Below are 14,798 nucleotides of genomic sequence, written 5' to 3'. Positions count from 1 at the left end.
AACACATACTCAACACACGAGGGAGAAAATCTCTGGGCTATCGCTCCCCCAATGAGGTATTTTTAACACACTTACAGGCGGCATAAGCCCCCTGGGTTTTGTTGCGTTTCGAGTGGGAATGGGGCCCTTAGCTCCCTGTTCAGCCAAGTTCACTCATTGCTAATGACGATGATGCGGCTGAAGTTGCCACTCTGGTTACACTGCTCTACAATGTATGTTGTAACTAAAATGCGAGGTAATGATGGATAAGTACAGCCTGATCGGCAGAATGAATGCGCGTTTTAGCGAGCTGGAACAGGCATTGGCGCAACTCCACCAGCAGGTCCAGCCGTTGCGGTTGCTGGCAGCGAGGGTGTTTAGCCTGCCAGAAATCGAGAAAGGCAAGGAACATACCGCCATAGAACAGATCAGCGTGGAGCAACATGTGGGCCAGGCTGCCCGTGACCTTGCACTGGAACACTACCAACGGCTGTTTATCCACCACAACCGCCAGCATATCAGCAGCAAGGCGGCGGTAAGATTGCCCGGTGTCATTTGCCTTGAGACCGAAAGAGCCGAGTATCTGGCACTACAACAGCAGATCGCCCTGATCAACCGCCTGAAGGCGGAGTTAGAACAGATCATTACCATCGAGTCTGGCCTGGCTCCTGAGCAACGTTTTGAGTTTGTGCACACCCACCTGCATGGTTTGATCACCCTTAGCGCCTATCGCTCCATTACCCTGCTCACCAACCCGGACTCGGTGCGTTTTGGCTGGGCCAACAAGCACATCATCAAAAAGGTGAAGCGCGACGATATCCTGGCGCAATTAGAGAAAAGCCAGAAAGCCGGACGCGCCGTCCCGCCCTACAACCGCGAACAGTGGGCCGAGTTGGTGGGCCGCGAAATTGACGACGTCAGCCGCCTGCCGCAGAACGCCACGCTGAAAATCAAACGGCCGGTAAAGGTGCAGCCAATCGCGCGCGTATGGTATCAACCGCAGCAAAAACAGGTACAGCACCCCTGCCCGCTGCCGCTGATTGCCCTGTGCCAACCAGAGATGGGCGCACAAGTGCCGAAGATCGGTGAACTGCTCAATTACGACGTGACGGCGGTAAAACACAAATATAAGCCGGAGGCTAAGCCTCTGCGCCTGCTAGTGAAACGCCTGCATCTGTATACCGATGTTGAGGGATGATTAACGGGCGTAAAATCAGTTTATCGCGGTATTTGGTTGAACGGGCACAGCATGTGTGCCCCGTATGGCGAATCTAGCAGTGGAAGAATTACTCGTCGTTAAGCTTGTAAACACGCAGCCGATGGCCATCAAGATCGGCCGCAACAAAGGTGTAGCCGAAATCCAGCTCGACCGGAGATTGCACGATAGTTAATCCTTTATCCCGCCACTGTTGATAGAGCGCATCGACCTGTTGCGGTTGTTCACACATAAAGCAGATTTCTGTACCGCCACCGGTCGCCGCTGGCGCAGGTTCAACGGTATGTTTTGACCACATGCCCAGCTTGAAACCGTTATTCAAGATAAACAAGGCAAAAGTGGGAGACTGCTCGACAGGTTCGGTTCCCAACAGCTGGCGATAAAATTCGGCGCTTTTTTCTGGGTTATCGACATAAATCATGGTCATGCTTGGGGTTGTCATCACGTTATCCTCTGAATGGGAACCGGCTGGCTCCTGATAACGTCACTCTAGTGCACCCTACTGTCAGTTTATGGCAGCAGGATCATTGGGCAATGCCCTCACTTTCCCGCCACTGCTTCATCAGTGCCCGGCGGCCGCGCGGGTAACGCAGTTCTAGCGGCGTCAAGTGGCCAATACGATCAAGGCGGAAATGGCGTATCGAGCCACGCAATTCACACCAGGCCATCAGGATCTGTACCTGTTCAAAGTAGCCCATGGCAAATGGCCACAAGATACGCTCGCTGCCATTACCGGCATAATCCCGATACTCCACCTTGATTTTACGCTCCAAACGGATGGCTTCACGGATCGTCACCAACGTTTCATCGGCCACATAGGCAGTAGGCACCGGGCCGATTAGCAGCGTATTGGCATCCAGCTCTTCACGCAGTTCCGCAGGCAACACGGCGGCAATTTTTGCCAACGCATTGGTCGCCGCCCCGGCAAGCTGGCTGTCACCCCGGCGTTCTACCCAGCGCATACCCAGAACCAGCGCTTCGATCTCAGTTTGCGAGAACATCAGCGGCGGCAGCATAAATCCCGGCCGTAATACATAACCGATCCCGACTTCGCCAACAATATCTGCCCCCTGCTGCTGCAAGGTGGCGATATCGCGGTATAAAGTGCGCATGCTGATCCCCAGCTCTTCGGCCAGGGAATGCCCAGCGACCGGGTAACGATGGCGGCGCAGGATCTGCATCAGATCGAGCAGGCGTTGAGTGCGGGACATGGGTTACTCTCGTTGCAGCAGTTGTTGAATAAAGTCGGCAAAGGCACGGGCCTTGGCCGAGATGAAGTGCCCACTGGGAAACCCCGCCCACAGCGCCAACGGTGGTAACTGCCATTGCGGCAAGACGGCAACCACCTTGCCCTCACGTAATTCACTACGAAACAGCCCTTCACAGGCTACCGTCGCACCAAAGCCAGCCACCACCATTTCACGTAAGCATTCGGTAGCACTCACGCGTACCCGGCCCTGCAATCGGACCTGTTGCTGCTGTTGTTCATGGGTGAACAGCCACTCCTCAGCGCCACCCGCACGGTGATGGATCACCATATCATGCTGTAGCAACTCCCGTGGCATTTGGGGCATCCCTGCTCTGGCAAAATACGCCGGCGCCCCGATGACTCGTTGTGTTGCTGAGCCCAATTTGCGGGCGGTAAAGCCGGAGTCAGCTAAATCACCAATACGCAAAGCGATATCGATCCCCTCGGCGATCAGACCCAACTCGCCTTCATCAAGCAGCAGATCCATTGCCAATTCCGGGTTTTCGTGTAGAAACCGGCTCAAGTCCGGCAGTTCAATCATACGGGAAAACACCGCAGACGAAGCGACCCGCAGCCGACCAGTCAACACCTCGGCCACGCCTGACACGGCCGATTCGGTTTCCGCAACCTCATGCAAGATGTGCTTGGCCCGCAGATAGAGCTGTTGTCCCGCTTCCGTCGGCCGTAAACCGTGAGTAGAGCGAAGGAGCAAGCGCGTATTCAGCTGTTGTTCCAACCGGACAATCGCTTTGGATACCGCCGGTTGACCCACGTTAAGCCGCCGGGCCGCAACGGAAAACGATCCTGCCTCAAACACGCTGATATAGGTGGCGTAGTCGCCTAGCTTATCCATCCTGCCATTCCCCACTGGAATAACCATTAGTGATCACCGCACTCTACCCCCATACAACGACAATAGGCAAACTGGTTGCTGTCCATTCGCTATTTTAAGGAACAACATGAAACTTCAGGATCAGCTCGACGCGTTCAAAGCCGCTTTTGAAGCAGGCCAACTGCCCTTCAAGCTTGCGCCCTCGGACCATGAACTCTTACGTCAGGGTATCGACGAGCTTATCAGTACAGAAATGGCCAACAACGCCTTGTCGGTTGGAGATCGCGCCCCTGAGTTTACTTTGCCGGATACCCAGGGTAACCCAGTCTCTTCCCGGCAATTGCTGGCTCAAGGGCCGCTGGTCGTCAGTTTCTATCGGGGAGGATGGTGCCCATACTGCAATATGGATCTCCAGGCACTGCAAGCAGTTCTGCCTGAGTTGCGTGACGGTGCCAACCTGGTGGCCATCTCGCCACAGTTGCCGGTTAACGGCCAGCAAATGCAGCAAGCGCATGGCTTAACGTTTCCTTTGCTGACGGATAGCGGCAATAGCCTGGCAGCACAGTTTGGTTTACGTTTCGCGTTGGCGAATGATCTTGTCGAGCTTTACACCAACAGCTTAGGTATCAACCTGACCAAGCTTAACGACGAAAGTGGATGGACATTGCCGATGCCTGCCCGCTTCGTTATCGCGCCTGGCGGTGACATCATTTATGCAGAAGTTAACCCGGATTATACCCAGCGTGCGGATCCACTAGCGTTGGTTTCATTGCTGAAGGGGTGAGCCGCGCTGCCAGGCGCTATCATCGCGCCTGGCCTTTGGCCTTATTTCCTCATGCTGCCGACCATCTCCTCTGGCCGTACCCACTCGTCAAACTGCTGTTCGGTCAAATAGCCCAACTTCAGCGCTGAGGCTTTCAGGGTTAATCCTTCCTTGTGGGCCTGTTTGGCGATTTCTGCCGCCTTGTCATAACCAATATGGGTATTCAAGGCGGTAACCAACATCAGCGACTCGTTAAGCAACTGGCCGATGCGTTCGCGGTTCGGTTCAATCCCCACCGCACAGTGCTCATTGAAGCCGCTCATGCCGTCTGCCAGCAAACGAACAGATTGCAGATAGTTGTGAATAACCAGCGGGCGGAATACGTTCAGCTCAAAGTTACCGGACGCGCCGCCAATGTTCACCGCCACGTCGTTGCCCATCACCTGCGCACAGAGCATGGTCATCGCTTCACACTGCGTGGGGTTGACCTTCCCCGGCATGATCGAGCTGCCCGGTTCATTTTCAGGAATTGCGATCTCACCGATGCCACAACGTGGGCCAGAGGCCAGCCAGCGCACATCGTTGGCGATCTTCATCAACGAGGCGGCCAAGCCCTTCAAGGCACCGTGGCCATGCACCAGCGCATCGCAGGTTGCCAAGGCTTCGAACTTGTTCGGCGCGGTGACAAAAGGCTGCCCGGTCAGTTCTGCCAAAGCCTTCGCCACCCGCACCGCGTATTCGGGATGAGTGTTCAGCCCGGTCCCCACAGCCGTACCGCCCAAGGCCAACTCACTAAGATGCGGAATGCTGGCTTCGATATGTTTGAGGTTATATTCCAACATCGCCGCCCAGCCGGAGATTTCCTGACCCAGCGTCAACGGCGTAGCATCTTGTAGATGGGTGCGGCCGATTTTGACGATATCGTGGAAAGCTTCTGCCTTGGCATGCAGCGTGCGGTGCAGCGCTTTCAACTCAGGGATCAGATGCTCGCGCACCGCGATCACTGCCGCTACATGCATTGCAGTAGGGAAAACGTCGTTGGAGCTCTGGCTTTTATTGACGTCGTCGTTGGGATGGACCCGCCGCGCATCACCGCGTTCGCCCCCCAGTAACTCGCTGGCACGGTTGGCCAGCACTTCGTTCATATTCATGTTGGTCTGGGTGCCGGAACCGGTTTGCCAGATCGACAATGGGAATTCATTGGGGTGCTTGTCCGCCAGCACTTCATCGGCAGCCTGGATAATCGCCTTGCCCCGCTCTGCTGGCAGCAACCCCAGATCCATATTGACGCTGGCTGCCGCACGCTTGGTCATCGCCAACGCATGGATCAGCGCCGGGGGCATTTTTTCTGACGAGATACGGAAATGTTCCAACGAACGCTGAGTCTGCGCGCCCCACAGTTGGTCGGCGGGTACTTCGATGGGGCCCATTGAGTCTTTTTCAATCCGAACGCCTGCCATCACGGTCTCCTTAGCACAATTCCTAAAATGAAGGGGAAATGCCAACGAGTGATAGCCCGTTGGCGAGCCTCCTCAGTATAGCCAGATAATAACTATTCGCATTAACGTCCTGCGCAAACAGCATTTTTAGCCATCTTGGCTTGCATGCGCCTGCGCCACATTGTTTACTTAGCGCAATTTTCTTGAGAAAGCAGGGATACGATCATGCAAAAAATGACTAATGCCATCCAAAACTACGCCTGGGGCAGCGTTGATGCGTTAACCAAGCTGTATGGCATTGCCAACCCGACAGGCAAGCCAATGGCCGAACTGTGGATGGGTGCCCACCCTAAAAGCAGCTCACAGGTCACCGATCAGGCAGGAAACCTGCGTTCTTTGCGTGAAGTGATTGATACCGACCAGCCTAAACAGCTGGGTGCCGAAGTGGCACAACGCTTTGGTGAACTGCCGTTCCTGTTTAAGGTGCTGTGTGCCGACCAGCCGCTCTCCATTCAGGTCCATCCAAGCAAGAGTGCCGCAGAGGTAGGTTTTGCCAAAGAAAATGCCGCCGGTATTCCGTTTGACGCCGCAGAACGCAACTATAAAGACCCGAATCACAAGCCGGAACTGGTGTTTGCCCTGACACCGTTCCTGGCGATGAATGGCTTCCGCGAACTGGACGATATCGTTGCGCTGTTACAACCCCTTTCCGGCGCACATCACGATATCGCCGCCTTCCTGCAACAGCCAGATACCGCCCACCTGGCGACCCTGTTTGCCAGCCTGCTGGGGATGAGCGGTGAGCAAAAAACGCTGGCGCTTGGCGTGCTGAAAGCCGCCTTGAACAACCAGCAGGGTGAGCCCTGGGACACCATCCGCTTTATCGCTCGTTTCTATGCCGACGACAGCGGCCTGTTCTCTCCGCTGCTGTTGAACGTAGTCAAACTGGCACCGGGGGAAGCCATGTTCCTGTATGCCGAGACCCCACATGCCTATCTGAACGGCGTCGCGCTGGAAGTGATGGCAAACTCGGATAACGTGCTGCGCGCGGGCCTGACGCCCAAATTCATCGATATTCCTGAACTGTTGGCCAACCTGCAGTTCCGCCCACAACCGGCATCTGGCCTGCTGACTCAGCCAGAGCAACGTGGCAAAGAACTGTTCTTCCCGATCCCCGTTGAGGACTTTGCCTTCTCGTTACACGATCTCGATGCCACACCGCAGCCACTGGCGCAAAACAGCGCGGCGATCGTGTTCTGCGTAGAAGGTGAAGCAACGCTGGAGAAACAGGGCCAACAGGTCATCTTGCAGCCAGGTGAATCCTGCTTTATTGCCGCCTTTGAATCCCCGGTTAACGTCACCGGAAGCGGCCGTATCGCCCGCGTTTATAATCAGTTGCCCTAATTGACGGTAAAATATAGGTAAATAAGTTGCTAAGATGATTAGTTTACCTACACAATAAAAACGCCTACGGGCGTTTTTTCGCAGGCCCAATTGGTCGCCCTGCCCTCTACCGGCTTTACAAAGGAATAACAGAACTATGAAAAAATCGTTAGTCGCTGTCAGCGTCATTGTGGTGCTCGGCGCAGCATGGACTGGAGCCTCTTGGTACACCGGCAAGCTTATCGAGCAACGGATGGGGGAAATGGTAGACACCGCCAATAGCCAGTTGAAAACCATACTGCCTAAGGCCGGGGTCAAGATGAGCTATGAAAACTACCAACGCGGGATTTTCAGCAGCCAAGCCCGTTTTGTGCTGCGTGCCGATGGTAGCATCACCACCGACGATGCCCTGCTGAAGTCCGGCGAAGAAGTGGCCTTTATTGAAACCGTCGATCACGGCCCATTCCCGCTGGCCCAGTTGAAAAAATTCAACCTGATCCCAAGCATGGCCTCGGTACATACCGAGCTGGAAAACACGCCAAAAGTCAAAACCCTGTTTGAAATCACCAAAGGCAAGTCGCTGTTCAGCGCCGATTCACGCATTTCCTATAGCGGCGATGTCGCCAGCTCCATCGATGTGATCCCGGTGGAATACCAGAAAGACAAATCCTCGCTGAAATTCAGCGGTGCAAAAATTGACGCGGATATCGGCAAGGATATGCAAACCGCGCTCCTGGACGCCAGCAGTGACAGCCTGGTGATCAGTGGCCCGAATCAGTCTGGCCAGAACGAGCAGATGACCATGCAAGGGCTGACGCTCAAAAGCAACACGCATCTGGGCCAATTCGGTTTGAGCCTGGGTGAGCAAGCGCTGGGCATGAAGCAACTGACCGTGGCTGTCGACGGTAAAGACGCCATGACGATGGAAGGCTTTAACCTGGCCAGCCAGTTCGGCGAGAAAGGCAATAGCCTCGCAGGCCAGTTGGATTACACCATGGCGGCGTTGAAAATTCAGGGCACCGATTTTGGCGCGGGTAAACTGCTGCTGAAAATCGATAACCTGGATGCTAAAGGGCTGAAAGAGTTTGCCGATCGTTACAACCAGCAGGCCATGGCCTTGCTGCAACAGGCCGAAACGCTGTCGCCAGAAGCCTACCAGCAGCAAACGGCTGAGATGCTGGTGCAAAACCTGCCGCTGTTGCTGAAAGGCAACCCAACCGTCAGCATCGCACCGCTAAGCTGGAAAAATGCCAAGGGTGAAAGTGCCTTTACCCTTAACCTCGATCTGCTGGATCCCGCACAGGCTGGTGCTGCGGCCGAATCACCGGACCAACAGCTTGCCCGTTCGGTCAAGAAAATCGACGCCCAGTTGACTATTCCGGTCGCTATGGCGCAGGAAACCATGGCTCAAGCGGCACAGCTGCAAGGTGCCAGTGCACAACAAGCACAGCAGCAGGCCGAGCAGCAGGTGAAAAGCCTGGCGGCAATGGGCGAGATGTTCAAGATCACCACGCTGAAAGATAACGTGATTGGCAGCAGCTTCAAATATGCCGATAACCAGATTGAGCTGAACGGCACCAAAATGTCGCTGCCGGAGTTCGTGGGTATGTTCGGGATGCTGGGCGGCGCTTCCGCACCAGAAGAAGACAGTGCACCAGAACCCGATCAGCAGGATGCCGCTCCGGCACCTGAGCAGCCGATGATTCAGGGTCAGTAACACCACAGGGGCTTGGCGATACCAAGCCCCTATTCTCCTCCCCGCTGCAATAACTCCGCTTTTTCTTAAACCTCGCCGTTCTAGCGCAAATCGATTGCCAAGACAGTCATTCTGCCATCACAATCCTTGCCAATATTGGCCGTATTGCCGGACCTCTCAAGCTGTAGAAAGGGATCATCGAGTATGAAAAAATCATTAGTCGCCGTCAGCATTATTGCCGTCCTTGGCACAGCTTGGAGTGGAGCTTCCTGGTATACCGGCAAACTGATTGAGCAGCGGATGGAAACGTTGGTCGCCAATACCAACCAACAGTTGAAAGAGTACCTGCCCGATGCGGGGGTAAGACTTAGCGTTGAAAATTACCGACGTGGCATCTTTACCAGCCAGGTGCGTTACGTGCTACATAATGAAGATCCCTCCATGCAGATCAACGGGGATAAAGTGGCATCGTTGGTCAAGATCGACCACGGCCCCTTACCACTGAGCCAGGTGACACGATTGAATTTGCTGCCGGCAATGGCCTCGCTGCACGCCGAACTGGAAAATACGGCGGCCCTCAAAACGCTGTTTGATCTCACCAAAGGCAAATCACCCATCACCTCCGATACGCGTATTACTTTCAACGGGGATATTTCATCGGTTGTCGATGTACTCCCGCTGAATCACGAGCAAAGCGAATACCGGCTGACATTCAGCGGGGCTAAACTGACGGCTGACATCAGCCACGACCTGAAAAATGTCAGGTTGGATTTCAATACTGATAACCTGGAAATCGCGGACAAACACCAAGGAAAAATCGTATTACATAGGGTGACTTGTCAAAGTGATACCAAGAAAACCCCCTTGAATTTCAATCTAGGCACCCAGTTTTTACGCGTAAAGCAGCTACAGGTCGTTGGAGATGCCCAAGATGTCCTGGTGGAGGGGTTTACTATGGCCAGCCAGACCGATGATAAAGATGATTACCTGAATGGCCAATTCGATTACGGCGTAAGTGCGCTGAAAATCCACGGCAACGACCTGGGATCGGGCCAACTGAAGTTAAAAGTTAACAATGTAGACGCCAAGGCAGTGAAAGCCTTTATCGATTTCTACAATCAACAAAGTCTCAATCTGCTACAGCAATATGAAGCCACTCAGCAGCAATTGGCCAAGTTGGTTGAACACAATATGCCACGGTTACTGAAAGGCTACCCAACCCTCAGCATTTCGCCAATGAGTTGGAAAAACAGCCAGGGCGAAGCCACCTTCACCTTTAATCTAGATCTGCAAGAGCTACTCCCGCCGGGCACGGTTGCAGCCCCACTGGATCAGCAACTGACACAGGCGATCAAAAGGCTGGAAGGCCATCTGACAATCCCTGAGTCAATGGCAACAGAATCAGCAGCTCAGCTAGCGCAGTTACAGGGCGCCTCTACGCAACAAGCGCAAGCGATGGCACCGCAGCAAGTGCAAGGTCTGGTCGCCATGGCGCAAAAATTTAACCTTGTGACGCAGCAAGACGGAGTGATTGGCGGCAACTTCCACTATGCGGATAATCAGGTCGAGCTCAATGGCAACAAAATGTCACTGCAGGCGTTTATTGGCGGCTTTGCCGGGGACGCTCCAGTAACCGAGGCAGCACCAGAACAACCGGCTCAATGCCATTAATCCATGCCAAGGTCGTAGGGGCGCCGCATGCGGGGCCCGCTTGGGTTACATTGCTCTAGCCATAGACCGCATCGCGGATCTGCATGGGATATAAACCACTCATTCCCTCAATCGCGGTGTTGGTCAACGCGACTACGCTCAACTGCGCGAGCGGGTCGTAAAACCAGCTGTGCCCATACACGCCGCCCCACTGCATAGTGCCATTATTCTGCGGCGTTGCTGCCAATGCCGCATCCACCAGCACCGCGCCACCAAAACCAAAGCCCCAACCCGGCCCCTGAATCTCTGCCTGCGCTGCTACATGGGGTTGACGCATCAATACGGCGGTTTCTGGCTGCAAAACTCCGTCGCTACCATTACGCAGCGTCTCCACCAGGCGCAGCACATCGTCAGCGTCACCCACCATCCCTGCGCCAGCCGAAGGATAAGCGTGGCGGTCAAGCGCTCGCGAGGGCGCAAACTCCACGTCAAAACCAAATTCCTCAGGAAGCCTCAGCAGAAAACCGTCATACATCGCTGCCGGTTGCGGTTCAGTATTGTAATAGGCCGTAGCCAGCTTATCGGCGTTCAACGTATAAAAACCGGTATTCCCCAGCCCTAGCGGTTGGTCAACCCAGCGCTCGAATAGCTGTGGCAAAGGCATACCAGCCACCTGCTCTAGCACCGCACCCAATACGTCAATGGCCAGTGAATAGCTGAATTCGCTCCCCGGCTCTGTCTGCAAGGGTGCCTGCGACAACCGACGCAGATTTTGCTCCAGCGTTAACGAGGACCTCTCCAGGCCGTCGTGGATCCCTAACCGCTGATAGATCCCGCCCTCTGGTTGCTTGAAACGGTAGTCCAGCCCGGCGGTGTGGGTTAACAGGTGGCGAATAGCGATCGCTGGCCGACGTCCATCTGGCAACGCCGGAGTAAACCACGGTAGCCAACGGCTCACGGCATCATCCAGACTCAGCAATTGCTGTTCTATCATGCGCATCGCTACCAGCGTGATGTAGGGTTTAGAGACCGAAGATAGCCTGAATTGGCTGTTACGCTGCATGGGTTGCCGCTGCTCGCGATCGGCATAGCCGCTGGCACCGGCGTAAATCACCGCCCCCTGTTGAGCCACCAGCACCACGCTACCTACGATCCGCCCTTCGGCGATCGCCTGCTGATTGACTGCCTCTATCCGTTGTGTCAATGCCTGAGCCATAACTGTGATCCTCTTAAGATAATCAGGCCAGTCTACGGTTTCGATCATTAAATAAAATAGGCTAAAATTTAATGAATCATTAAGTTGGAATTATTAATAGATGAGCTCACTGCTGCAATTACTGCCATTTTTCGACGCCGTTGCCAAATTGGGCAGCTTTACCCAGGCGGCCAATCATCTGGGCGTCACACCGCCTGCGGTGTCACAAAATATCCGCGCGCTAGAGGCCCACCTGGGAGTACGCCTGTTCAATCGCACCAGCCGTTCAGTCAGGTTAAGCGATGAAGGGCTGGCATTTTATGAAAGAATCGCCCCCGCTATGGGCCAGATTGAGATCGCGGCAGAGAATGTCAGCAGCCAACGTGGTGAGCCAAGCGGCTTATTACGAATTACCTTGCCGCAGTTGGCCGCGTCGATGCTGGTCATGCCCTATCTGCCGGAGTTCCATGCGCGCTATCCTGAACTTAAGCTGGAGCTGTTTACCGACGATCGTTTTGCCGATCTGGTGCTGGATAATTTTGATGCGGGCATCCGCATGCAGCGGATGTTGCAAAAAGATATGGTGGCCGTCCCTATCGACCACGGCCAACAACATGTGGTCGTGGCTTCTCCAGGTTATTTGGTACAACACGGCCAGCCCAAAACGCCACAGGAGTTGCAGCAGCATGACTGCATGCGCTACCGCTTTCCCGGCAGTGGCAAACTGGAACCCTGGTATTTCAGCAACGGCACTGAGCATTTGACGCTGGAGGTCAACGGGCGGCCGATCTTCAATGAAAACCAGCTGCTTAAAGACGCGGCGATAGCGGGATTAGGGCTCACCCAACGCTTTCGGGCCGCCGTACACAAAGAGTTGCAGAGCGGGCAACTGCGAGAGGTTCTGCAGGATTTTAGCCACGTCGCGCCCGGCTTCTTTATCTACTTTCCGGCAGGCCGGCATATGCCGCTCAAGCTGCGCGTCTTTATCGATTTTATGCGGGAAAAACGCGAGCAGCAGATCAGGCCGATCCGCGCTTGAGCTACTGGGTCATTGAAGACCTGGGAGGGATCTTTCACTTTTTGCTTTCTGCGTGGCATCAGAATGCGGTTCACTCATGACATTGCTGATTAAGTATCCAGGCAGAAATAGCACTTAGGGAACCTGGCGAGTAAGCCTGTTGTCCGGCCAGCAGAAATCCGCCCTGCTTCCACCAAGGCCACTGAGAGGATAGCTGGTAGTCAAACCATTCGCTCCGTAAAAGCCCGTGGGTAGCATCAGCGATCCGTCTGATACAGCGAGGTGTTTTGGCCGGTAGCGCTTCGCTCCAGACAGCGATCGTTTCGTGCGGATCAACATTCCGATCGTCCGCCCCCATCAGGATCATTACCGGCGTTTGCATCGCTGAAATATCTTTCCTTGCATCGGCCTGTGAGTTTCGACGCTCAAAGTCCTGCCGGGTACAACGAGAAATACAGGGAGATGCGGCTGCCTCCTGCGTAAACTGCCTGTCAAAAGCGGCGGCTTCACGTTCTTGCGCCTTCACGATATTTTCAGCTGACAGGCCCTCAGATTGCAGACGTTGCCCGGTATAATAAATCCCCTGAGCTCGCCAATTTATCGCCGCCCCCACCAGAATGACAAAGTCGGTTTTTACCTGTTGGCTGGCCTTTGGCACAACCCAACCCGCCTGAGAAAAGCCAAGAAAACCTATATCGCTGTGGTTAAACTCCGGTTCCTGTTTCAGTTTTCTCAGAGCAGATGCTGCTTCTTCTGCACGATCTGACAGGGTTTGTGCCAGCCAGTTACCACTGCTGGCCCCAACGCCGGGTTTATCCCATGAATAAACCGCTACTCCTTGGGCAACCAGGAAATTCACCAACGGAATATAGCCGCCTTCAGACCAGCGGTCTTGAGCGCCATCGCCATGAACCAGCAGGACAAGCGGTGGCGATATCTTCCCAGAAGGGAGGATTAATGTGCCTTCCAGAATGTCCTGATGATGCTCAAAGCTGATAGTTCGTTGGTGACCATCATCGGAAAGTTCAAATTCAGATAACCGAATCAGTGAAAAAACGACCAGGAAGCTCACCATGCAGAAACCAAATATCCCATATTTGTTCATAGCCGCTCCCAAATTAAATCTCATACCGCGTCGGTTATATCAAAAATTTCGCTTTAATTTAATCGGCATCAGAGCAAGCCTATTTAGAAACACCTGAGAATTTACAAGACTGGGACAACGGCAAGATTGGAGATATAGCGGCGGATCAGGCCGATCCGCGCTTGATCAGCTCTGGGGACAGGATCACATTCTGCGGGGCCAATGAATCATCGCCAATACGTTGCAACAGCCGCAGGGCAGCACTGCGTCCAACCTCACGAGCCGAGCTGGAGATAAAGGTCAGCGGGGGTTCGGTCAGTTCGGCCTCCGGCACATCGCCAAAACCGATCAGCGCCACCTGTTGACCATAGAAACTGTCCATCCCTTCCGAACCAATACTACGGCCACTGCGCACGATACCAAAATAGGCACCCAACGCCACCGAGGCCTTATGGCACACCAACGCACTGATATTGGGATACTGACGCAACAGGTTTTCGGCAGCTTCAGCCGCTGCCCGTTGATGACAATCGCATTCGACGATCCACTCTGAGCGAAATGGCAGGCCGTATTGCACCAAGGTGGCACAGAATCCCCCCAGGCGTTCGGCGCGGGTGAGTGAATCGCTTTGTCCACCAAGGTAGGCGATCTGGCTATGACCTCGTTTGATCAGAAATTCGGTGGCCATTTTCGCGGCCTGCATATTATCTGGCCGCACCACGTCTACACCTTCCAGCCCATTGGAACGCGCGGCACACACCAGCGGCACCCCCTGAGCTTCGGCTTTCTCTTTCAGCCCTTTCGCGGTTCGTACCCCACCCGCCAGTACCATGCCGTCGACGCCGTGCTCCAGAAGCATATCAAAACAGCGCATCAGTCCTTTGCCTTCGCGCCCGCTTTGGGTCAGAAACAGCACTTTGCCATTGGCTTCCAGAACCTCACTCACCCCGGCGGTCATCTCGGCATAAAACGGCTCACAGATATCACGCAGGATCAGCCCTACCACCCCCGATTCGCCACCCCGCAGCGTCGCGGCCTGACGGTTGCGAACATAGCCAAGCTGCTCGATCGCCTGATTCACACGGCTCATGGTGGTGGGAGAAATACGCCCTTTACCGCTCAGCACCAGGGAAACGGTGGTCACGGATACGCCTGCCAACTGTGCGACGTCAGTGATAGTGATCTTTTTGATTGTTATAACCTCTGCAATGCCCTATCAGGGCGAGTTTAACCCTGATAGCAAATGGTATACCGAATCTCTCAATGCAGTAAAACGATTTACCCACATAAGTAT

At 54.5% G+C, this 14,798-nt stretch carries 13 protein-coding genes; 6 read left to right on the top strand and 7 right to left on the bottom strand.

What is annotated here, in order from left to right; all coding sequences use genetic code 11:
• The first annotated feature begins 241 nt into the window (after nucleotides 1–241).
• A complete protein-coding gene (tus, locus tag ACMV5H_RS22965; RefSeq protein ID WP_021804493.1) occupies nucleotides 242–1,177 on the top strand; it encodes a DNA replication terminus site-binding protein in 936 nt (311 codons plus the stop codon).
• Between the two features lie 88 nt (nucleotides 1,178–1,265).
• Here tus and ACMV5H_RS22960 read toward each other — a convergent pair whose 3' ends face one another.
• The 3 genes from ACMV5H_RS22960 to ACMV5H_RS22950 all read right to left on the bottom strand — a co-directional run bounded on the left by ACMV5H_RS22960 (nucleotide 1,266) and on the right by ACMV5H_RS22950 (nucleotide 3,297).
• Nucleotides 1,266–1,637 (bottom strand): VOC family protein, encoded by a 372-nt coding sequence (locus tag ACMV5H_RS22960; protein ID WP_179247426.1) that lies wholly within the window; start codon nucleotides 1,635–1,637, stop codon nucleotides 1,266–1,268.
• A gap of 82 nt (nucleotides 1,638–1,719) precedes the next feature.
• The gene (locus ACMV5H_RS22955; RefSeq protein ID WP_021804495.1) at nucleotides 1,720–2,406 is read right to left on the bottom strand and encodes a helix-turn-helix transcriptional regulator; all 687 of its coding nucleotides are present in this window, start codon (nucleotides 2,404–2,406) and stop codon (nucleotides 1,720–1,722) included.
• 3 nt (nucleotides 2,407–2,409) lie between these two features.
• Nucleotides 2,410–3,297, bottom strand: a complete 888-nt coding sequence (locus tag ACMV5H_RS22950; protein ID WP_414822548.1) for a LysR substrate-binding domain-containing protein — start codon at nucleotides 3,295–3,297, stop codon at nucleotides 2,410–2,412.
• A gap of 106 nt (nucleotides 3,298–3,403) precedes the next feature.
• Here ACMV5H_RS22950 and ACMV5H_RS22945 point away from each other — a divergent pair, with 106 nt between their 5' ends.
• Nucleotides 3,404–4,060, top strand: a complete 657-nt coding sequence (locus tag ACMV5H_RS22945; RefSeq protein ID WP_115158469.1) for a peroxiredoxin-like family protein — start codon at nucleotides 3,404–3,406, stop codon at nucleotides 4,058–4,060.
• A gap of 41 nt (nucleotides 4,061–4,101) precedes the next feature.
• On the opposite strand, the gene fumC is transcribed toward ACMV5H_RS22945, so the two are convergent.
• Nucleotides 4,102–5,499 carry a class II fumarate hydratase gene (fumC, locus tag ACMV5H_RS22940; RefSeq protein ID WP_209527353.1) on the bottom strand — a complete coding sequence of 466 codons (1,398 nt, stop codon included), beginning with the start codon at nucleotides 5,497–5,499 and terminating at the stop codon, nucleotides 4,102–4,104.
• A gap of 204 nt (nucleotides 5,500–5,703) precedes the next feature.
• Between fumC and manA the strand changes: the two genes are divergently transcribed.
• The 3 genes from manA (at nucleotide 5,704) to ACMV5H_RS22925 (ending at nucleotide 10,228) form a co-directional block, all read left to right on the top strand.
• Complete coding sequence (gene manA / locus ACMV5H_RS22935; protein ID WP_059200746.1) at nucleotides 5,704–6,882, top strand: mannose-6-phosphate isomerase; 1,179 nt, start codon at nucleotides 5,704–5,706, stop codon at nucleotides 6,880–6,882.
• A 136-nt stretch (nucleotides 6,883–7,018) separates the two neighbouring features.
• Nucleotides 7,019–8,578, top strand: coding sequence for a YdgA family protein (locus ACMV5H_RS22930; RefSeq protein WP_209527355.1), 1,560 nt, complete (start codon nucleotides 7,019–7,021; stop codon nucleotides 8,576–8,578).
• Between the two features lie 183 nt (nucleotides 8,579–8,761).
• On the top strand, nucleotides 8,762–10,228 hold the full coding sequence (locus tag ACMV5H_RS22925; protein ID WP_414822547.1) for a YdgA family protein: 1,467 nt from the start codon (nucleotides 8,762–8,764) through the stop codon (nucleotides 10,226–10,228).
• Between the two features lie 55 nt (nucleotides 10,229–10,283).
• Here the strand turns inward: ACMV5H_RS22925 and ACMV5H_RS22920 are convergent, their stop codons facing one another.
• A complete protein-coding gene (locus ACMV5H_RS22920; protein ID WP_257014164.1) occupies nucleotides 10,284–11,423 on the bottom strand; it encodes a serine hydrolase domain-containing protein in 1,140 nt (379 codons plus the stop codon).
• A 100-nt stretch (nucleotides 11,424–11,523) separates the two neighbouring features.
• Here ACMV5H_RS22920 and ACMV5H_RS22915 point away from each other — a divergent pair, with 100 nt between their 5' ends.
• Complete coding sequence (locus ACMV5H_RS22915; RefSeq protein ID WP_414822546.1) at nucleotides 11,524–12,441, top strand: LysR family transcriptional regulator; 918 nt, start codon at nucleotides 11,524–11,526, stop codon at nucleotides 12,439–12,441.
• 70 nt (nucleotides 12,442–12,511) lie between these two features.
• On the opposite strand, the gene ACMV5H_RS22910 is transcribed toward ACMV5H_RS22915, so the two are convergent.
• Both ACMV5H_RS22910 and ACMV5H_RS22905 read right to left on the bottom strand, forming a co-directional pair.
• A complete protein-coding gene (locus ACMV5H_RS22910) occupies nucleotides 12,512–13,525 on the bottom strand; it encodes an alpha/beta hydrolase family protein (RefSeq protein WP_414822545.1) in 1,014 nt (337 codons plus the stop codon).
• 145 nt (nucleotides 13,526–13,670) lie between these two features.
• Complete coding sequence (locus ACMV5H_RS22905; RefSeq protein ID WP_037374777.1) at nucleotides 13,671–14,702, bottom strand: Mal regulon transcriptional regulator MalI; 1,032 nt, start codon at nucleotides 14,700–14,702, stop codon at nucleotides 13,671–13,673.
• Nucleotides 14,703–14,798: the final 96 nt, after the last annotated feature.

It is taken from the genome of Serratia sp. N21D137, from assembly GCF_047530005.1.
In the GTDB taxonomy this organism is placed as follows: domain Bacteria; phylum Pseudomonadota; class Gammaproteobacteria; order Enterobacterales; family Enterobacteriaceae; genus Chania; species Chania fonticola_B.
The sequence above is the reverse complement of the archived record's forward strand: the minus strand, read 5'-3'. Positions and strand labels throughout refer to the sequence as shown.

Bases quoted from the DNA above. Each gene is read 5' to 3' on its own strand.
- ACMV5H_RS22945 (WP_115158469.1), top strand. From the start codon at position 3,404: ATGAAACTTCAGGATCAGCTCGACGCGTTCAAAGCCGCTTTTGAAGCA.
- tus (WP_021804493.1), top strand. From the start codon at position 242: ATGGATAAGTACAGCCTGATCGGCAGAATGAATGCGCGTTTTAGCGAG.
- ACMV5H_RS22960 (WP_179247426.1), bottom strand. From the start codon at position 1,637: ATGACAACCCCAAGCATGACCATGATTTATGTCGATAACCCAGAAAAA.
- ACMV5H_RS22930 (WP_209527355.1), top strand. From the start codon at position 7,019: ATGAAAAAATCGTTAGTCGCTGTCAGCGTCATTGTGGTGCTCGGCGCA.
- manA (WP_059200746.1), top strand. From the start codon at position 5,704: ATGCAAAAAATGACTAATGCCATCCAAAACTACGCCTGGGGCAGCGTT.
- ACMV5H_RS22920 (WP_257014164.1), bottom strand. From the start codon at position 11,423: ATGGCTCAGGCATTGACACAACGGATAGAGGCAGTCAATCAGCAGGCG.
- ACMV5H_RS22925 (WP_414822547.1), top strand. From the start codon at position 8,762: ATGAAAAAATCATTAGTCGCCGTCAGCATTATTGCCGTCCTTGGCACA.
- ACMV5H_RS22950 (WP_414822548.1), bottom strand. From the start codon at position 3,297: ATGGATAAGCTAGGCGACTACGCCACCTATATCAGCGTGTTTGAGGCA.
- ACMV5H_RS22915 (WP_414822546.1), top strand. From the start codon at position 11,524: ATGAGCTCACTGCTGCAATTACTGCCATTTTTCGACGCCGTTGCCAAA.
- ACMV5H_RS22955 (WP_021804495.1), bottom strand. From the start codon at position 2,406: ATGTCCCGCACTCAACGCCTGCTCGATCTGATGCAGATCCTGCGCCGC.
- ACMV5H_RS22910 (WP_414822545.1), bottom strand. From the start codon at position 13,525: ATGAACAAATATGGGATATTTGGTTTCTGCATGGTGAGCTTCCTGGTC.
- fumC (WP_209527353.1), bottom strand. From the start codon at position 5,499: ATGGCAGGCGTTCGGATTGAAAAAGACTCAATGGGCCCCATCGAAGTA.